The sequence below is a fragment of the Vibrio sp. JC009 genome (genome assembly GCF_029016485.1).
Taxonomy (GTDB): Bacteria; Pseudomonadota; Gammaproteobacteria; order Enterobacterales; family Vibrionaceae; genus Vibrio.
Map to the genome: position 1 here is coordinate 153701 of NZ_CP092106.1, position 18767 is coordinate 172467.

Annotated in this window: 18 protein-coding genes; 5 read left to right on the forward strand and 13 right to left on the reverse strand. The window is 42.2% G+C overall.

All coding sequences use genetic code 11. The annotated features are described in order from the left end of the window. Nucleotides 1-41 precede the first annotated feature (41 nt). Complete coding sequence (coaD, locus tag L3Q72_RS00725) at nt 42-539, reverse strand: pantetheine-phosphate adenylyltransferase (RefSeq protein ID WP_275130795.1); 498 nt, start codon at nt 537-539, stop codon at nt 42-44. Nucleotides 540-661: 122 nt separating this feature from the next. Between coaD and L3Q72_RS00730 the strand changes: the two genes are divergently transcribed. Further along, the gene (locus tag L3Q72_RS00730; protein WP_275130796.1) at nt 662-1696 is read left to right on the forward strand and encodes a glycosyltransferase family 9 protein; all 1035 of its coding nucleotides are present in this window, start codon (nt 662-664) and stop codon (nt 1694-1696) included. On the opposite strand, the gene L3Q72_RS00735 is transcribed toward L3Q72_RS00730, so the two are convergent. Continuing rightward, on the reverse strand, nt 1665-2450 hold the full coding sequence (locus L3Q72_RS00735; protein WP_275132055.1) for a glycosyltransferase family 2 protein: 786 nt from the start codon (nt 2448-2450) through the stop codon (nt 1665-1667). The two genes, L3Q72_RS00730 and L3Q72_RS00735, sit on opposite strands and share 32 nt — an antisense overlap. Next, complete coding sequence (locus tag L3Q72_RS00740) at nt 2441-3529, reverse strand: glycosyltransferase family 9 protein (protein ID WP_275130797.1); 1089 nt, start codon at nt 3527-3529, stop codon at nt 2441-2443. Before L3Q72_RS00740 ends, L3Q72_RS00735 begins: the two co-directional genes overlap by 10 nt. A gap of 286 nt (nt 3530-3815) precedes the next feature. Here L3Q72_RS00740 and L3Q72_RS00745 point away from each other — a divergent pair, with 286 nt between their 5' ends. The 4 genes from L3Q72_RS00745 to L3Q72_RS00760 all read left to right on the forward strand — a co-directional run bounded on the left by L3Q72_RS00745 (nt 3816) and on the right by L3Q72_RS00760 (nt 7230). Continuing rightward, on the forward strand, nt 3816-4151 hold the full coding sequence (locus L3Q72_RS00745; RefSeq protein ID WP_275130798.1) for a helix-turn-helix transcriptional regulator: 336 nt from the start codon (nt 3816-3818) through the stop codon (nt 4149-4151). Next, entirely contained in the window at nt 4141-5412 is a 1272-nt protein-coding gene (locus L3Q72_RS00750) for a HipA domain-containing protein (RefSeq protein ID WP_275130799.1), read from the forward strand. Before L3Q72_RS00745 ends, L3Q72_RS00750 begins: the two co-directional genes overlap by 11 nt. A 55-nt stretch (nt 5413-5467) precedes the next feature. Further along, on the forward strand, nt 5468-6169 hold the full coding sequence (locus tag L3Q72_RS00755) for a 3-deoxy-D-manno-octulosonic acid kinase (RefSeq protein ID WP_275130800.1): 702 nt from the start codon (nt 5468-5470) through the stop codon (nt 6167-6169). A gap of 83 nt (nt 6170-6252) precedes the next feature. Continuing rightward, nucleotides 6253-7230: a hypothetical protein gene (locus L3Q72_RS00760; protein WP_275130801.1), complete on the forward strand. Its 978-nt coding sequence runs from the start codon at nt 6253-6255 to the stop codon at nt 7228-7230. 58 nt (nt 7231-7288) lie between these two features. Here the strand turns inward: L3Q72_RS00760 and L3Q72_RS00765 are convergent, their stop codons facing one another. From L3Q72_RS00765 to rfaD, 10 genes are all read right to left on the reverse strand, one after another. Beyond that, a complete protein-coding gene (locus L3Q72_RS00765; protein ID WP_275130802.1) occupies nt 7289-8008 on the reverse strand; it encodes a CatB-related O-acetyltransferase in 720 nt (239 codons plus the stop codon). 195 nt (nt 8009-8203) lie between these two features. Then, nucleotides 8204-10219 (reverse strand): acyltransferase family protein, encoded by a 2016-nt coding sequence (locus tag L3Q72_RS00770; protein WP_275130803.1) that lies wholly within the window; start codon nt 10217-10219, stop codon nt 8204-8206. Nucleotides 10220-10292: 73 nt separating this feature from the next. Next, a complete protein-coding gene (waaA, locus tag L3Q72_RS00775; RefSeq protein WP_275130804.1) occupies nt 10293-11558 on the reverse strand; it encodes a lipid IV(A) 3-deoxy-D-manno-octulosonic acid transferase in 1266 nt (421 codons plus the stop codon). Between the two features lie 2 nt (nt 11559-11560). Further along, a complete protein-coding gene (locus tag L3Q72_RS00780; RefSeq protein ID WP_275130805.1) occupies nt 11561-12340 on the reverse strand; it encodes a glycosyltransferase in 780 nt (259 codons plus the stop codon). A gap of 1 nt (nt 12341) precedes the next feature. Further along, nucleotides 12342-13601, reverse strand: a complete 1260-nt coding sequence (locus L3Q72_RS00785) for an O-antigen ligase family protein (RefSeq protein ID WP_275130806.1) — start codon at nt 13599-13601, stop codon at nt 12342-12344. Then, nucleotides 13591-14412, reverse strand: a complete 822-nt coding sequence (locus L3Q72_RS00790; RefSeq protein WP_275130807.1) for a glycosyltransferase — start codon at nt 14410-14412, stop codon at nt 13591-13593. Before L3Q72_RS00790 ends, L3Q72_RS00785 begins: the two co-directional genes overlap by 11 nt. A gap of 2 nt (nt 14413-14414) precedes the next feature. Further along, complete coding sequence (gene waaF, locus L3Q72_RS00795; protein ID WP_275130808.1) at nt 14415-15440, reverse strand: lipopolysaccharide heptosyltransferase II; 1026 nt, start codon at nt 15438-15440, stop codon at nt 14415-14417. Nucleotides 15441-15451: 11 nt separating this feature from the next. Then, the gene (locus L3Q72_RS00800) at nt 15452-16543 is read right to left on the reverse strand and encodes a glycosyltransferase family 9 protein (protein ID WP_275130809.1); all 1092 of its coding nucleotides are present in this window, start codon (nt 16541-16543) and stop codon (nt 15452-15454) included. Continuing rightward, a complete protein-coding gene (locus tag L3Q72_RS00805; RefSeq protein WP_275130810.1) occupies nt 16536-17669 on the reverse strand; it encodes a glycosyltransferase family 4 protein in 1134 nt (377 codons plus the stop codon). The genes L3Q72_RS00800 and L3Q72_RS00805 overlap by 8 nt, the downstream gene beginning before the upstream one ends. Before the next feature lie 28 nt (nt 17670-17697). Further along, complete coding sequence (rfaD, locus tag L3Q72_RS00810) at nt 17698-18639, reverse strand: ADP-glyceromanno-heptose 6-epimerase (protein ID WP_275130811.1); 942 nt, start codon at nt 18637-18639, stop codon at nt 17698-17700. Nucleotides 18640-18767: the final 128 nt, after the last annotated feature.

An 18767-nucleotide genomic window follows, 5' to 3' on the forward strand; every position in this document is an offset into this window, starting at 1 on the left:
TATCCTTGTGGGGGAGTCGCTTTGACTCTTACGATACCCAGTTATATGTCTGCCACAACTTCAGCCAACGCCTCATTAACCGCCACCGGAACAAACTGTGCAACATCGCCCCCATGAATAGCAGTTTCACGCACAATCGTAGATGAGATAAAGGTGTACTGCTCAGAAGGAGTAAGAAACACACTTTCCAGATTTGGTGATAGGCGGCGGTACATATTAGTCAGGCCGAACTCATACTCAAAGTCGATGGTTGTTCTTAATCCGCGGATTAGAATGTTGGACTGCTCCTGGTTGGCAAAGTCAACCAGAAGGCCGGAGAAACCTTTTGCTGAAACGTTAGGCAGATCCTTTGTCACTTCTTTAGCTAACTCAACACGCTGCTCCAGTGAAAACAGAGTCTTTTTAGATGGGCTGGCAGCCACGGCGATAAGCACTTCATCAAACATTTTGGCTGCACGTTCAATCAAATCCAGATGTCCGTTAGTAATAGGATCGAAGGTGCCGGGATAAAGTACTTTGGTGAATCTTTTCTCTGTCACAGGGCTAATCTCAAGATATCTATGAAAAACTGGGTTAAATACTAACAAAAATACTCAAAATTACCTATTTAACTGGGTATTATGTCGTTGGAATTGATGGTATTCAGTGAACAGGCAATAAAATGAAAAAAATCCTCGTAATCCGTAACGACAAAATCGGCGACTTTATGCTGGCGTGGCCAAGCTTCGCTATGCTGAAAAAATCCTTACCTGAATGCCATATTACTGCACTGGTTCCCAAATATACGGTTCAACTGGCAGAGCTGTGCCCCTGGATTGATTCCGTTTTGGTTGATCCGACCAAAAACGGACCAAAGCAGGAACAGACAAAATTAATCGAAGAGATTAAAGCCAATAATTTTGATGCCTCAATCAACCTGTTTTCAACAACCTACAATGCATTATTAGTCTGGAAAGCAAGAATTCCATACCGTCTGGCACCGGCAACTAAACTGGCGCAGATCTTTTATAACCGCAGGATTAAACAAAAGCGTTCTCAGTCAGCTAAGCCTGAGTTTGAATACAACTTGGACCTAATCAGGGCATTCTTAAAAGACACCGGCCATCAGATTGCAGAACCAGAAGCACCTTATCTGACTTTTGCACCTGAAGAACTTACCGCGCAGAAACAGAAACTGTCAGAACAGCTCTCCATCAGCACAGATAAAAAATGGCTGTTTATTCATGCAGGAAGCGGTGGTTCGGCAAATAACCTTTCCCTTGAGCAGTATGCTGCTCTGGTAACCGGTATTGATGCAGATAAAGAAATTGTTCTGACAGCAGGTCCGGGAGAAGAGCAAAAAGCTCATGAACTAAAAGAACTGATTGAAAAAAAGGGTAGCTCAGCAGCGGTTTACGATAAAAACGACGGGCTGGTGGATTTCTCCCGCTCTATCGCATGTGCAGATACCTTTATTGCAGGCTCCACAGGCCCGCTTCATATTGCAGCTGCTATAGATGTACCGACAGTTGGCTTTTTCCCGAGAAAGCGCTCAGCAACGCCGCTGCGCTGGAATCCGATAAACTCAGAGGGAAGACATATCGCATTCTGTCCACCAGAGGCGGAAGATAAAGATAAGCAGGTGGATATGAGCCTTATCGATATCAATAAGGCTCTGGAAGAGATTAATCCCTGGGCGGCTCAGTACTTGTCCTGATCCAGAGATCAGCGTACTTCACAAAGGTGGAGTGCGCTGACAACAGCGAAAGCAGAAAGCCTTGCTTACCATCTAAGAAACCAGCCTTAAGCACATACATTTTCAGAAAGCAGGTAATGGCATGGATAATTCCCTGGCTGATGCTGCTCTTCTTACCTTTTTTCTCTCTCTGCTCTGCCCAGGCTTTTGCGTACCCGGCAGACTTCACCAGATAGTGATTCATATCGTTGTAGGTATAGTGGATGGCATCTCCGCTCAGGTTTTCCACCTGCATATCAGAAGAGACTTCCACCTTTTCATGTACCAGAGCATCGTTGTACTGAGTCAGCTTAGTCGGGTAAAGCCTTAAAACTCTGTCCGGATACCAGCCACAGTGACGGATATAGCGTCCAAACACCCAGCTTAAGCGGGCAAAGCGATAAAGTGTATTTGGCTTATTGGCTTCAACTGCCTTCAGAATGCTTTCTTTTAGTTCTGGAGTGACACGCTCATCGGCATCAAGCCAGAGCACATAATCAGATTCGATATGAGACTGAGCCAGCCTTCTCTGAGGGCCAAAGCCCGGCCACTGCTCATTCACAAAGAACTTGTCCGTATACTGGCGTGCAATAACCTCGGTATCATCCGTACTGCCGGAGTCGAGAATCACAATCTCATCAACCCAGCCCTTAACGGTTTCCAGGCAGGCTTTAAGGTGCTGTGACTCGTTTTTAACAATCAATGCAACGGCTAAAGTCGGTTTATTCACTGAGATACCTCGGTAGTATTTGGCTTATCTGTTCTTAGAGAGTAATCACTTACTATTTTATCAAACATTGCAATAACGTCATCAGACTGAATGCGGTTCATAGCGCTCTTATCTTTTACCCGCGCTCTCCAGCTAAGCTCCTGGCTTGCCTTGCCTGTTTCCGCTTTGATAGCTTCTTCATAGGCAGAGACAACGTATTGCCTGTACTGATAAGGTCCGGTTCTGTCCGGATTATGGTGAGCATACAGACCAAGCACTGGCGTATTCACCGCATTCGCCATATGAGCAGGGCCAGTGTCTGGGGCGATAACCAGATCCGCCAAATCCAGCAGGGCAAGCATCTCCTTCAGGCTGCTTTTGCCAACCAGATTTAACACCGGCTTATTCAGAGACTTTTCTATCTGCTCAGCCAGATCAACCTCCACCTGAGCCGGGCTACCCGCCAGAATAATATGCCAGCCCAGAGACTGAGCATGATGAATAACATCAACATACCCCTGAGCATTCCAGTTCTTATAGGCCTTACTGGCAGCTGGCACGATAACCAGATTTCGTTTATCAGGTATAGCCTGCCCGGTTGCCCATTGCCAGTCGGAATCTGAATAGGTAATAGACCACTGAGGCGTTATATCCTCAATGCCCAGTGTAGAGCAGAATGCCAGTAATCCATCCAGCACATGGGTTTTATTAGGAGAGGGCACTTTGACATTGGTAAACAGCGTCTGAAAATCCTGACTGCGCGCAGAGTCAAAACCAAGCTTATATTTCGCTTTTATCCCAAGGGTCGCAATACTTGCCCGAAAGGCATACTGCATATGCAGCAGAGCATCAAAACGACGGCCTTTAAGCTGAGCCCAAAGAGCCCGATACCCCTTCCACCCTTGTTTCTTATCAAAGGTAACAACTTCAATTCCTTCCAGATCATGAATAAGCTGAGCCTCCAGCTTACCGGTAATCCAGGTGATCTTAGTTTCCGGCCACTGACGCTGAATAGCCTGCACCGCAGCAACGGTATTACACACATCGCCAATGGCGGATAACCGGAGGATACACAGGGACTCTGGGGGAGAAGAGAACAGGGGCATATAGTAATTTCGCTATTTATCTGATTGTTGGGAATTATGCAGGTCGGGTAGGTAAATGTAAAATATTAAGACGCCAGTCTGTGGGCAGCAGGCTTTTCCAGCAAACTTCAACATCACGGCCATTTTAGGTTTTGTTATCTCAGAAATTTTAAGATTTACAATGCACAATAAAATAGCCTTAAAGTGCTATTATGACTATTTTATTAGTCATTTTATTGGTTTTTATTGTTGAGCTAAGTAGGATGCTATAGAGTTAGAAGAGCGGAAAACTAACCCTGGTGGCATTATGAGTAAGACTAATTACAGTTTCAGCAAACAAACTATGGTTGCACTTGAACACTTCTCAGGCTTACTTAGTGTTGCTCGCAAAAATAAGTCTATGACTGTTGTAGAGTTGTCGGACAAGTTAGGAGTATCAAGAACCACGGCAACAAGTATGTTAAAGGGTTCTCCTACCGTAAACATTGGACTCTATTTCGAAGCAGCAAGGATATTGGGAGTTAGCCTTTTTGATCAGGAACCATCAAGGTTAGAGGTAAGCAAAAGGAAAACTCAGCAGGTTGAGTCATTGCTGCCAAAGCGAGTCCGGGTTAAGAAAAGGGAGCTAGATAATGACTTCTGAACAGCTTTGTTATGTCTGGAAATGGTTAAAAGGTAGCACAGAGCCAGTGCCAGCAGGCGTCATAAGCGTAAATGACGATGGGGAGATGAGTTTTCGCTACGGTCGGAAATATCTGGAGCGTAAAGACAAAGAACCCATCTATGCAGAAGAGCTTCCGCTGGTCGATGAGACTTTTTTTGCCAGAGACATAGAGCTCAACAATTTCTCTTCCATTCGTGATGCTGCCCCTGATGCCTGGGGTAGAAGGGTTATTCACAGTAAGCTCGAGATGGATCCGAATGAGCTCTTAAGCGAGATGACCTATATGATGAACTCTTCATCTGATCGTATAGGCTCAATTGATTTCCAGTCTTCTCCAACTGAATTCGTACCAAGAGGTGAAGAACAGGCAACGTTAGAGGAGCTTCAATCTGCTGCTGATATAATCTTATCGGGTAACAAGCTGCCGGTTGAACTTGATAAAGCCCTATTGCATGGAACCTCATTGGGCGGTGCCCGTCCCAAAGCAATGATTATTGACGCTTCAACCAAGTACATTGCTAAATTTTCTGCATCCAACGATACCTATGACATTGTTAAGTCGGAATATATAGCGATGAAACTGGCAAAACTCTGTGGTATCAATGTGGCTGAGGTAAAGCTTGTTCATTCTGCTGGCAAAGATGCATTACTGGTGAAGCGCTTTGATCGTACAGAGTTGGAGGGTAAAGGCTGGATGCGGCACTCCATGATTTCAGGGTTAACGGTTCTTGGCTTAGATGAGAGCCTTGCTCATTATTGTAGCTACCCTGAACTTGTTGAGAAGATGCAGCGCCTCTGTAAATTTTTCAGTCAGGATGCGCGAGAGCTATATAAGCGTGTTGTGTTTAATGTTCTGGTTGGAAACACAGATGATCATGCTCGAAATCATGCTTTTTTTGTAGATGGTGAGCAACTTAACCTAACCCCCGCTTATGATATATGTCCACAAAGCAGGACTGGGGGAGAAGCCGGTCACGGCATGATTATCGTTGGTAACTCTAATAAATCTTCCATTGAGAATTGCCTAAAATCAGCTCCAACTTTCCATATCAAGAGAGATGATGCTATTGAGATAATTAGTCAGCAAATTACGGTGATCAACGGCAACTTTGGACTGCTTTGTGATGAAATAGACTTATCTGATGCAGGAAGAAGATTGTTGTGGAAGAGGGCCATTCTTAATGACTATATATTTTACGGTAATGAAGATTTTAAGGAGTTGGTAACTTTTTCTTTGTAGCATGTTTCTGAGAACTTTATGTGCTGCAGAGTGAATAGCAACCATGGATGATAAATTGAAAGTAATAAAATCAAAAAAACAACACATCTGGTACAACGAAGAGCTGCTAAAAGAGTCTCCGGAATGTTGCTTTGACCCTGAATTCTGGAAGCAACAGAACAAAGTAATCGGCAGTGCTGAGGGCAGGGGAACAACCTGGTTTGTGCAGACAGAAACCATCCCTGCAGCATTAAGACATTACCGCCGTGGTGGCCTGTTCGGTAAGCTGGTTAAAGACCATTACCTGTTCAGTGGTTGGGAGCAGACCCGCAGCTATCAGGAGTTTCAGCTGCTGCTTAAGTTAATTGAAGCCGGAGTTCATGTTCCAAAACCTATCGCTGCCAGAGCTTGCAAGCGTAACTTCTGTTATCAAGCGGATTTACTAAGTGAAAAAATCGCCAACGCCCGCGATCTTGTTTCTATTTTGCAGAAAAAAGCAATTTCAAAAGAGCTTTATCAGAAAATCGGTACTGAGATTCGTAAGATGCATGATGCGCAGGTTAATCATACTGATCTTAATATTCACAATATTTTGATTGATGATCAGGAGAAGGTGTGGATTATTGATTTTGATAAGTGTTGTGTGCAGGGGGGGGGGAGTTGGAAGTTGGGGAATTTGGAGCGGTTGAAGAGATCGTTTACCAAAGAGGTTGGTAAGCGGGGAATAAATTGGAATCAAGAAGATTGGAAAGTTTTGGTTGGCATCTATTCTTCTTGAGGCCGAAAAAAGTATATAGATTACACTGCTTTGAAAAGATAAGATGAAAGGTCTTAAATAAGTTTTGGCTTGGGATGTTTGTAATGCGGATTTTATTTATATGCCCTAATTGGGCGAGTTTAGCGACACCGGTACTTTCAGAGATGAAAAGGCAGGGGCATGATGTGGTTCATCTTGACCATAAAGACTTCTCTAGCTTTAGCTATGACAATAGTGCGCATCGTATGCTGTCCAAAGCATATCAATTGATCTGTAAAAAGAACTATAAGCACGTTAGAACAAAAGAACAGGTCTCACGGACAATTGATAGTTTCTTTATTGCCAGGGAACCGTTTGATGCAATCATTATGACAGAGCCCAATCTATTTGAACGTTCTCAGTTGGAAGAGCTAAAGAAGCATACTCGATACCTGGTAGCTACACTTTGGGATAGCTTAACAAAGTCACCAGATAATGGTTACGACTTGGACTTATTTGATTATAAATTTAGCTATGATGAAGAAGACTGCAAAAATCATAATTTATTAAAAATAAATAATTATCTAGATGCTTCTTGGCAAAGCAATAAAGCATATGATAAGTGTGAATATGATGCGTTTGCTATTATGAGCTTTACTAAAGAAAGGTATAAAAAAGTCGTGGCTTTTTTAGATGCAAACCCTCAAATTACACCTGATATTTTGTTTTATATTGATAATAAAAGAAAAAGAAAATATATCACGGATAAAAGAATCAAGGTTGTGGAAAAATTATTACTTGGGGATGAACTAAGTGAGAGGCTTGAAAGCTCAAAAGCATTTCTCGATATTCTTCAGGGGCATCAAACGGGACTATCATTTAGAGCTTATGAAGCTATGGGTTATAAAAGAAAGCTAATAACAAATAATGACAGTATCAAGGGCTATGATTTCTACAATAGTGATAATATAGCGATTGTTGGAGAAGATCTCCGGTTGCCAGGTGAATTTTTCTCTAGTGAATATAATGAAATTCCAGAAAGTATCACTCAGGGTTATACAGTGTCTTCATGGGTGAGCCATGTCTTAGGAAAACTCAACTAAGTTATAACACGTTAAGCTCGTCGCTCATTTACTAAGAAAATGGTAAATGAGCGACTCTTTATATCTTTATCTTTTGAGGAGTATATTTTTCAAGTTTACATAAAGTATCCTCCAGAAAAGAAATAGAGCTACTAATGTTTGCTGATGCGGTTAAGCCTTCAAACTGGGAGGCATTGTATTCCCACCACTTTAAATGTAATAGCCTTTCAATCTCTTTGTCAGAGAATCTGTATCGTATTACTTTTGCAGGAATACCTCCCACAATAGCAAAGTCGGGAACATCCTTTGTTACAACTGAATTAGCTGCAATAACAGCACCGTTGCCAATAGTGACTCCTGGTTTTATTTTTACATTTTTCCCAATCCATACATCATTTTTAATGAAAAACTCAGGATTATGGCTAATTGGCTCTATTATAAATGGTGGATTGAAACCTATTTCGTCACTAAATTCTTGACTGTATGTTATTGGTGATGTTGTAAAACGGTCTAAAGGGTGGGGGTGACCAAACCCTTGAACATCTGGAGCAATAGAACAATAGCGACCAACCGAGCTTTTTAATGGTAGCTCAGAGTAGGAATAAGAAAATGCTCCCATTTCCCATATACTTTTGCCTTTGGGATCAAATCGGCAATTGGGCTCAACTTCAATAGGTTCATCATGAACTCTAATTCGACCATAAATATTCAAGCAAAATATATTTCGTCGTGGTTCTATATAGATGTTGTTCTCTTGAAACGCTTTTGTAAGTCCCTTTGTAATATGGATCTTTCTCATTTCAATCTTTAACTTTCAAGTAATGGCCTTTGAATATAGCGCCTTTGCATTGCTGATGGTAGCTTATTGATTTGGCTGATAAAGTTAAGGTTATTCATATTCTGGTAGGGTTTAAGGTCTACCAGAATAGAGTATTTGAAAGCTATACGTTTACATTGCATGCGGGGGCTCAATTCATATAAGCTTTTTAAGTCTTTATTCTTTTGGAATAAAGTCGCTGATTTGTTCAATCAACCGCGCAGCACCGTATGCGGAAATATGATCGTCATCGTAATAATAAAGTTCATTATCCGTATGCGTGTAACAGCGTTCTGTGTCGCACAAGATTTTTTCCGGATACAGGCGAATAGTCTGTTCTCCTGCGACCTGATCAAGCAGTGAAAAAGCGACTCGAGAGCGCTCTTTGTACAGTTCATAGCTGGTCGATAGGTCAAGTGCTCTGAAAGCCTTTAGTTTATCGGCAACCTCAGAGTGCTTTCTAATCTCAGATTTAACCTTCTGAGGAACACTCCAGCCTACCTCTGGGACAGGATAAATAAGAACTAACCTGTGCCCTAGCTCCGTCCATAGGTTTAATTTATCAATAATGGCTTGAGCAGCAGTGCCTTTAGTTGTGCTTTCCAGCCAGATAGTTGCATCACCGTGCTCCACTCCACCTTGCTGATTATCAAAGTGCTCTCCTGACAGGTAAAGAGGAAGCCTGCCCAAAAAGACTATCGTTGATCTTGGCGTTTCTGGTGCCTCTATATAGGCTGAAACCAGCTTGGATTTATTCAGGCATTTTTCCTGAGTTTCTATACCAGCCTTGGTCTTGGCTTTAAGAACAACTGAGTCAATCCCTAAACAGGTTGCAGTCGTGAGATCCATAAAGCCGGCTCTTTGGCTTTGGGAAAGCTCAAATACAGCTTTGCTAATTGCGCCAGCATGGCTGTCTCCGATCACTATGTAGTTCTGTGTTGTCTTACCCTTCACCTCGCAGGCGTCATGGAACTCACGATCATGGCATTTGCGGCTATCTAATCTGAAGTTCTGTAGTGCATTGATATTATGGAATAGCTTTGCAATTACAGGTGCATTTCTGCCGGGGAAGCCTTCGCTGTGTAGTGTTAAAAATGCGAAGGAAAAAACAGCGGTACAGGTTCCGGCCAGAATGAGGCTTTTGGCTTTCGATAGGGTGCTTTTCCTGAATGGAGCTTCAACAAATTTATGTGACAGAGCTGCCAGAACAATAGAGATAACCAACAGAAGGATAAACTGTTCCAGTCGAAAATAGTCGTGCTTGATAATGCGGAAGAATACAAAAAGTGGCTGGTGCCAAAGGTATAGTGAATACGAAATTAACCCAATATAAACTATCGGTCTGAGGCGAAATATCTGGCTGATAAGGCTGCTTTCATTAGTGAATGCAATAAACAGGCAGGTGCCTAAGACCGGAATAAGGGTCAGGTATGATGGATGGAGAATAAAGTGATCAAAAAAACATAGTCCGGTGAGCATCAGAACTAGTGAGAGAAGAACGGCAATATTCGCCTGAGTAGAGGAGCAAAGCTTAAACAGCTTCTCTCGTTGAATAAAGGTTATCAACCCTCCTGCGATTAACTCCCACGCCCTGGTTGGTAGCATATAAAAAGCAAAATCATGGTCTTGTATCACCATCCACTGTGAATAAGCAAAAGATAAAACGGCACATGCTACTAGTATGATAAATAAGCGATTAGGGAAGTAACGGTAACAGAACCAGACCAGTACAGGGTATAGCATATAGAACTGCCACTCGACGGCCAGACTCCAGGTGTGCAGTAAGGGTTTATATATGCTGGCTGCCGCAACATAGCTGTCTTCCGCATAAAAATGATAATTTGATGCAAAATAGGCTGCTGACTTTAAAGAGTGGGCGTATTCTACTAAATCTGTGGGCAGCAGTACTTGGTAGGCAACAACAGAGGTAACCAGCAAAACCAACAACATAACCGGAATGATGCGTTTTGCTCTGCGAAGATAAAAATCAGCAAAAGAGAAATGCTCTTTTTCCAACTTATCCCTCAGAATCCCTGTGATCAGATAGCCTGAGAGGACAAAGAAAATATCAACTCCCAGAAAGCCTCCCGGAAATAACGGAGTGCCTCCTATCTGGATATTAGCATGATAAGTAATAACGGCGATGACGGCGAGTGTACGCAGTCCGTCCAACTCTTTTCTATACTGCAGCATGGGTATATGTGTGGTGATATATAAATAGACGCTAATGATAACATTATTATCACTGCCGTCCATTTAATCAAATTTATATGTGAATGCTATCGATAGTTTTTTTAATAGCACCGCGGTTTTTCTGTACGACCTCCAATGCTGCTTTGCCCATTTGCTCTCTTATAGTTCGGTCTTCAAATAGCTTTGTCAGAGTAACAAAAAGCTCGGATGTGTTGTTGCACAGCTGTAACGCATTTGCTGTTATGAGCTGGTTAGCAATATCAGAAAAGTTGAAGTAGCTTGGGCCGTTAATCAATGCTTTGCCCAGTGCTGCTGGCTCCAGAAGATTGTGCCCTCCAACTTTGTCTCCCAGAAGGCTGCCACCCATAAAGCAGATGTCAGCTGCGCCTAAAAGCAGCATCATTTCTCCCATTGTATCTCCCAGGTAAACCTGAGTTTCAGGGGTAACTGCTTGCTTGCTTGTACGGGAAATTGTTTGGAGTCCTGATTGTGCTGATAGCTTCTCAACTTGCTGAAAACGTTCAGGATGCCTTGGAACTAAAACAAGAAGTGCTTCAGGGAAATGTGCGAGCAAAGCCTGGTGTGCCTCCAATATCTTTTCATCTTCACCCTGGTGTGTGCTTGCGGCAATCCAGATGGGCCGATTCTTACCAAGAAAGCTTCTTAAGATTTCTCCTTTGCGTTTAATATCATCGCTAACACTAATGTCGAATTTAACTGAGCCGGTAACCTGCACCTTCTCATCTGTTACTCCAAGCCTGATAAAACGCTCGGCATCATCTGCGTGCTGACAGAGTATCTGAGTCAGATTTTTGGATAACTGATTAAACACGGGCTGGACTTTCTGGTAGCGCAGGCATGAACGTTCTGAAAGCCTGGCATTTAGAACGGTAATAAGTAATCCGGCTTTATTCACCGTGTTTAAGGTGTTTGGCCAGAGCTCCGTTTCCATAATCAGTAGTTGGGATGGTGAAGTAGCTTTTAGAAAACCCTTTATAGCAAAAGGGAAGTCCAGGGGCATATATCTGTGCTCAACCAGATCACCCAGTTTAGCTGCCTGTTCTGCCCCTGTTGTGGTGGTCGTAGTCAGAATTATGGCTAGGTCAGGGTGTTTCGCTTTTAGCGCTTTGATGATTGGTGTAGCAGCGATAGTTTCACCAACTGATACCGCATGGATCCAGATTGGTGCTGATTCAGCTTGTGGTTTTGGGGTGATACCAAAGTACTCCTTCCATCTGCTACCGACAGAAGGTTTCCCTTCTCTTTTTTTTAATAAGCTAAATAGAAAGAAGGGAGCAGCTAATGTAAGGACAAAAGTGTAGATAAATCTTAACAGCATAATTACTTCAGAAGATCTTCAGGTTTTTTATGTGTCCATTTAGTACGAGGCCTGTCCAGATACTGGAAGTGCTCGTTAGTAAATGCCCCCTGAATACAGACGTATTTACGGTCAAATGATTTTACGTCCTTGGTCTCTAGTATTTCAGTCAGAACCCCTGGACCTGTCATTCCATAAACACCTTTATCTATTCTTCTGTCTTCAATATTTTTTACGATATTATCGATGGCCTCTTTATAAACGGGATTGTTAGGTGCCGATGCCAGGAAAAAGTTTGTGTAGTGATTATTTTTCTTAAGTGTAACGTAGACGGCGTCGTCTTCAGGGCCAATGATCTTGTTTAGCTTTCTTACCAATGTTGCATCGATATCCATATAAATACCGCCTTCATTGTTAAGGGTGATCAGTCGCCAAAAGTCTGCCTGTGAAGCGCCATCTTTAAGCTGCATGTAGGCGTTGTATACCCTTTCGCTTGCGTTCTGCTTTATGTATTCCTCCCGCTCTTCCGTGCTGACATACCTGTAGTCAAAGTCCAGAGATCGAAATCTGTTGAAAAGATAGTTAAGGTATACAGGAAGAGTGCTCTGGTTAGAGAAATTCGTCTGCCATATTGTTTTTGGAATGCGTGTTGATGTTGCAGCGACGACTTTAGCCTTAGAATACTCGGGTATTGCAAACCTTTGCTTTGGAAGAATCCAGTGAAAAGGGTACGACAACATTTTGAAAATGTTGCCAAAAAGTCGGGTTAGCCGGTTCGAGATGACAATCAGGGTTTTGTTCATTTTATTTACCTTTGATGAGGTGTGTGCTTGGCGCATATGTAAAAGCAAAACTCCATAAGAAAAACATAATGTAGGTTTGGTAACTGAGTTCATTACTGTAAAAAATACCGAAAATACAGTATGAAAGTAAGATCAAAAATGCTGACTGATGAAGTAACTCTTCTGTCCGGAATGATTTTTTTAAACTTATCAGCAAACTATGAAGCATCATGAAGCAAAAAATAAAAGTATAAATTGCTCCCATTCTATTCAGCATATTTAAAAAAGCGTTGTGATGATCTCGTGTGGAAAATTGGTTGTCAGTTTCTTTCACTAACTTTTCAAGCTTATTTTCAGACTGTAGGTGTTGCTCGAATTCTGACCAGATTTTATTTACACCAGTTCCAAATAAAAAAGCTTGCTGATCCTCTTTAAAGTTTTTAGCAGCATACAAGGAGGCCTCTTCCCAGATTCGGAGCCTTGCCAGATTTGATTTGTGTCCATCAGTTTCGATTATAGAGGCAACACGGTTTTTATATGCTTCAGCAATGTTTGGTGTGGCGATGTGAAATATAGTCGCCAGCCCTACACCTACCAGGATAAAAGGTAAAAGGTATTTTCTGTTGTACAGAAGGAAGTACGCAGCAGTGATGATGCCAAGAACGAGTATTGCTGCGCGACTGCCTGACATAACAATAAAAGCCAGAACAATAAGCAATAAGAGTCTTATGGCGTAAGCAACTTTCAGGTTTCTGGTTTTAAATGCAATGGGGATCAGGAGTGCAAAAACATAGGAAAGAATTTCCCCCCACCTTCCAAGATCCCAAAAGCTGGAAAATCTAGTGATATCGAAACTAAAGTGTGCAAGATCTGCTTTCAGTATATATAAAGCTGATTGCCCACAAGCTATAACCAGACCAATTGCCAAGCTATAAGAAAATGCTCTTCGAATCTCTTTGATTTTGAAGTAATAAAAAGATACAGGTACAGCAAGAAGGGGTATAGCTTTTCTGGTGAAATCAATAGTGCTTGTATAACCTTCTAAAGAAAACAGGCTAGTAATTGTACCAACGACAAGCAAACCCAACAGAGTTTTAACAAAAAGAGAGAGCTCTGTATTGTAGTTGATATAGTGGAAACTTCTGAAATAGAAGTAGCCAAGCAGCGTTAGTACCGGGAAAAGGTAGAGCCCCCCTTTATAGACAAAAAAAGATATGCCCAGCAGACATAAAAATGTCATTTGTATGGGTTGTTCTTTTAAAAACGTATTACTACTCTTCATCGTTTGCCTGTGCTAAGCCACTTTCAGCAATATATTGCTTTGTTTTTCTGGTTGTCTCAAAAAGGTCAAGTACCGCCTGGGTTCTTGGAAGCTCTCTATGCATAAGATGAAGTATGTTAGCCTGATAGAAAATATTTTTTACTTTCACACCAGCACCACGAAGCCTGTACTCTATATCAGTGTCTTCCCCAATACTTGCTGCTTCGTATCTGTTGTCAAACCCATTAATTTTTTCTAAATCAGCTTTAAAAGCAGAAAAATTACAGCCAACAATGCCCTTATCTTTACGATTTAGCTGGTTTGATAAGAACCGGTTTTTGATTCGGAATCCTTTTTCTATGTTTTTTCCCTGGGATTTCAGGTATAGAGCCAGAATCTTAAAAACATTCCGGTTGAAAAAATTTTCAGGGTTTGACTGAGAGTAAAGCTGCTCACCAAGCTGTGCCGGAAGATCTACCCTTCTTCCATTTAAGATATGATTTTGAACCTTATTAGAAAGATGATCCTCAACAAAACCTGATTGTGGAATACAGTCTCCGTCAATAAAAATTACATAATCACTATCGGCAATATTTATCGCTTTGTTTAATATGCGGTTTTTCCTGAAACCTTTATCCAGTTGGGACACATGCTTTATATTTAGTGAGCTTGTATTAATCTCATGCCTAACATAGCTCACTGCATCAGAATTAGAACCATCGTCAGCGATGATTACTTCAAAATTATCTTTCTGGGATTCCAAAGCTCTGAGTATCAGGCCCAAAGCTTTGGTGTTGTTGTAAAAAGAGACAATTACTGAGGCGTTAAACATGGCTATAGCTTCTTCTCCAGGTGTTCAATGACGGTCTGTGGTGATAGCTCTTTAAGACACTTAGAGTGACCCAGCGGGCATTCCCTTTTGAAGCATGGCCTACACTCAATATCAGTATTAAGAATCTGTACTTTGTCTGACAGTGGCGGAGTATATTCAGGGGATGTTGAACCATATAGCGCAATGATATTGCACCCAACAGCGGCAGATACATGCATCAGCCCGGAATCATTGCTGATAACAGTGTGGCAGCATGCGAGTAGGTCAACGGCTTCGACAAGCTTCGTTTTGCCAGCGAGATCAAAACAAACCGCTCTGCTTTTTTCAGATAACCCAGATTTAATTTTATCCGTAGTTTCCTGATCATTTACTGAGCCGAACAGCCAGACTTGCTGGCCTGATTGAATTGCGTGCTCTGCAACTGAGGTATAATACTCTTCTGGCCATCTTTTAGCAGGGCCAAACTCTGCTCCGGGACAAAGCCCTAAAACCGGTCGTTCGCTTGATAAGTTTAATCTCTTCTTTAATTGTTGCTGTGAGGCAATATCTACCTCCAGAGAAGGTTTTGATACAGTCGTCAGAGCTACCTTCTGTAGCATGTCTTGTCTGGGGTAAGCCAGCGCGACGTATCTTTCCACCATGTATTGGAAGACCCGCTTGTCCGGGCGTAAATCTGTAAGCAGACCATAGCGAAACTCACCTTTCCAGCCGGTTCTTTTTTTGATACCGGCAAAGAGAGGGATTAAAGCAGATTTAGCGGAATTAGGCAGCACATAGGCCTGGTCATATTTTTTTTCGGCCAGGCTTCGGCCTATTTTCCACCTTTCGCTTAGGTTAAAAGAGCCGTGCCCAACAGGCATTTCAATGGCATTGGCGACTTCAGGCATACGCTGCAAAATAGGTTTACACCACGCCGGAGCCAGCACATCAATCGATGCTTCAGGGTTTAGAGCTTTTAGCTCTTTGTATAAGCTTTGCGACATTACCATGTCGCCAACCCAAGACGGGCCAATGATTAGAATATTCATACCTATCTGCATTAAGTCGACACAAGCAAGTTAATTTTAGACTTTACTTCATCCCAGTCCAGATAATTGACGGATGGAGGTGTTGTATCTCTGGAAAATACAGAGATCGCTATTTCTGAGTTTGGCCCCCATTGAGTAAAGTTCTTCAGGTCAAAGTTATAAATACAAAATTGCGGTTTGTTCAGCCCCGACGCTATATGTACGGTGGCGGTATCTACAGATGCGACGTACTCGGAGCTCTCGATCAGTGCAATGATGTCAAAAATATTTTCACTCTCACCGAAATGGAATACATTTCTCCCTCCTTCTTTGCTCATTATCTCAGCCTCTTTCCTTGTATCAGGCGAAGACATGATTACTACAGGCAGTTCAGGGGCTGAGCTGTGAACGAGGTGAATAAGCTTTTGAACACTTTCAGTGCTGAGCTTTCTTGAGTGACCGCTGCCAAATGGGTTTAAGGCTAAAAATGGAGCTGCTATCTCATTTTTACTCAAAAACTGCTTAACTTTATCCTGTGAGTCGGGGAGCAGAGGAATAGTGTAGTCAATAGATGGTGCCTGAATACCAACTGCTTCTAGTGCAGTTTTAAATTTACCGGAAAAATGAAGGTCTTTTGTCTTTGTACCCAGCTTTATATCTACCAGCTTGAGTCGATCGTCGGTGCTGGCTATGTGCCTGGCCTTCACAAGATTAAGGAAGTAAATATCTTTCATTTTCATATTGTCATTAAGAGCAATGACAAGGTCGACTTCACCTAAATCTTTGGCTAGCTTATTGAGCTGTTTATATTTCGGCCTTTTGGGGAGTTGAAGCACTTCATCGACACCAAAGTGCTTAGTAAACAGATCAGACATTGCAGGGGTCGTAATAACGCTGATCTTACAGTCCGGAGCACTGCGCCGTATGGCATTAAATGAAGACGATGAGACAAAAGAATCCCCAAGCTTTGCATCCCATCGTAAAAAGACGATTCGCTTAATAGATTCATTTTGCATAGAAGCGAGGTTGTTTTTCTCTTTATCAAAGAGCGCAATACCCAGCTTTCTTCTTACAATGTCCCTGAGGAGTTGAAGCTTTGAGATGGGAAGGTAAAGCTTATTCACTTTTTGAATATTCCAGGTCTGTTAATTTAGCTGCCAACTTTTCAATATGCTTTTGCATTGAAAACTCATTTTCGGCCCGAATGCGGGCGCTCTCACTATTTCTGCTGATTAATTCAGGTTTGTTCAGATACTCAGCTATGGCATTAGCAATACTTTCCGATGATTTGGGATCGCAGAATAGAGCATGCTCCCCCAGTATTTCCGGTAATGCTCCAGTTTTTGCTGCAACAATCGCCTTTTTTTCAGCCATTGCTTCTATAGCGGTTAAACCAAATGCTTCATTGTAATAGGGTAGACAAACAATATCCATAACCGAATACATCGCAGTTATGTCTTTCTGAAATCCAGCCAGATGGATGCGGTTATTGTGTTTACTGGCAGAGGCTGCGGCTGTTAGCTCTCTGGTATAATCAGCGTCTGCACCTTCTGATTCATTGAGGCCACCTACAATTAATAAGTGAAGATCTTTAAAGTCTGAAGCTATTAACTCAAAGGCGCGAATCAGCTCTAACTGCCCTTTACCACGACATATTCTGCCAATAGTACCAATTATTTTTGCTGATTCGGGTATGTCTAATGATTCCTTAACTTCCGCAATATGAGCCTGATCTGTGATGGGCTGCTCAGGAATATCTGTCCCTAACCATAATCTCTCAATTTTGTTTTCAGGAACAGGAAGTGCTTTGATGTTTCTTTTCAGTGTTTCATTACTGATGGAAAGAACCTGATCTACATGGGAGTATACCCATTTATGGTAGATGTCCTTCTTTGGGCGGGTAACGCCCATATGCTCAGTAAAAAGCACTCTACGTGAAGTGAGGAGGTTCAATAGCGCGGAGACCAGGATATCCCCCGACTTATGGCAGTGAATAACTTCCACATTATTCTGCTTAAGCCAGCGGTTTAATTTGAGTAATTCAAAAGCGATAAGGTGGTTTTTGCTTTTTACCTGATAGGTTTCTAACCCCGCCTCATCCATCCCGCTTGCTACACGAGTTCCGGCTACGCACAGACCAAATACTTTATAGCCGTGCTTAATAAACTCTTTACCTGTGCGAATGGGATACATCTCAAGGCCTCCCCATCCTTTGGAGAGGCAAATATGTAATACTGCTTTTTTGCTCAAAAGGTTACCTGGCTACAAAGTCTGTTTATTATTTGTTTTGAATTTCCATATACTCAGCGACACCTTCTGCAACCGTCTTGAACTCATGGTCACAGCCGGCTGCTCGCAGTTTAGTTAGGTCTGCTTGAGTAAATTCCTGATACGCTCCTTTCAAATGCTCAGGGAATGGGATTGTTTCAATTTCACCTTTACCGTGATGCTTAATTACCGCTTTTGCTACTTCTTCAAAGGACTCTGCATTGCCTGTCCCCAGATTGAAAATGCCTGATTTACCGTTTTGCATAAACCAAAGGTTAACGGCTGCTACATCACCAACATAAACAAAGTCACGTATAAACTGCTCGCTACCAGCAAATAGTTTCGGGTTTTCACCGGCATTCATCTGGTTGTTCAGATGGAAAGCAACGGATGCCATGCTGCCTTTATGATCTTCACGAGGGCCATAAACATTGAAGTAGCGGAAACCAGTAACCTGAGAAAGTTCTTCTCCGTGTTCTTCTGCGTCTTTCCAAACACGGCGGACATAATTGTCAAACTGTTGCTTGGAGTAGCCATATACGTTCAACGCGCCTTCGTACTTTTCTTCTTCAACAAAGGTATCTGTTTCACCGTAGGTCGCAGCAGATGATGCATACAGGAATGGAATCTCTCTTTCCAGACAGTAGTGAAGCAGTTCTTTTGAGTACTCATAGTTGTTCAGCATCATGTACTTACCATCCCACTCAGTGGTAGCAGAACATGCGCCTTCATGAAACACCGCCTCAATAGGGCCGAACTCCTCGCCTGCCATAACCTGCATCAGGAAGTCTTCACGATCCATGTAGTCGGCAATATCCAGATCAACAAGGTTTTTAAACTTCTTACCGTTTTTCAGGTGATCTACAACCAGAATATCGGTATAACCTTTTTCGTTTAGTGCCTTAACAATGTTGCTGCCAATCATGCCAGCGCCGCCAGTTACAATGATCATGGTACAAATTCCTTAGTAATAACTTGGGGATAGTATATCAGTAAAACGCCGATGATGGATATTTTGTACTAATGTTCATAAATGTAGTTTTTTTGCTAAAAAAATTGACATGAAATGCGGGATTATAT

Coding starts and splice junctions, on each gene's coding strand:
- L3Q72_RS00740 (WP_275130797.1), bottom strand. CDS start 3,529: ATGCCCCTGTTCTCTTCTCCCCCAGAGTCCCTGTGTATCCTCCGGTTA.
- L3Q72_RS00770 (WP_275130803.1), bottom strand. CDS start 10,219: ATGCTGCAGTATAGAAAAGAGTTGGACGGACTGCGTACACTCGCCGTC.
- L3Q72_RS00750 (WP_275130799.1), top strand. CDS start 4,141: ATGACTTCTGAACAGCTTTGTTATGTCTGGAAATGGTTAAAAGGTAGC.
- rfaD (WP_275130811.1), bottom strand. CDS start 18,639: ATGATCATTGTAACTGGCGGCGCTGGCATGATTGGCAGCAACATTGTT.
- L3Q72_RS00765 (WP_275130802.1), bottom strand. CDS start 8,008: ATGAGAAAGATCCATATTACAAAGGGACTTACAAAAGCGTTTCAAGAG.
- L3Q72_RS00760 (WP_275130801.1), top strand. CDS start 6,253: ATGCGGATTTTATTTATATGCCCTAATTGGGCGAGTTTAGCGACACCG.
- L3Q72_RS00790 (WP_275130807.1), bottom strand. CDS start 14,412: ATGTTTAACGCCTCAGTAATTGTCTCTTTTTACAACAACACCAAAGCT.
- L3Q72_RS00745 (WP_275130798.1), top strand. CDS start 3,816: ATGAGTAAGACTAATTACAGTTTCAGCAAACAAACTATGGTTGCACTT.
- L3Q72_RS00730 (WP_275130796.1), top strand. CDS start 662: ATGAAAAAAATCCTCGTAATCCGTAACGACAAAATCGGCGACTTTATG.
- L3Q72_RS00780 (WP_275130805.1), bottom strand. CDS start 12,340: ATGAACAAAACCCTGATTGTCATCTCGAACCGGCTAACCCGACTTTTT.
- L3Q72_RS00785 (WP_275130806.1), bottom strand. CDS start 13,601: ATGAAGAGTAGTAATACGTTTTTAAAAGAACAACCCATACAAATGACA.
- waaF (WP_275130808.1), bottom strand. CDS start 15,440: ATGAATATTCTAATCATTGGCCCGTCTTGGGTTGGCGACATGGTAATG.
- waaA (WP_275130804.1), bottom strand. CDS start 11,558: ATGCTGTTAAGATTTATCTACACTTTTGTCCTTACATTAGCTGCTCCC.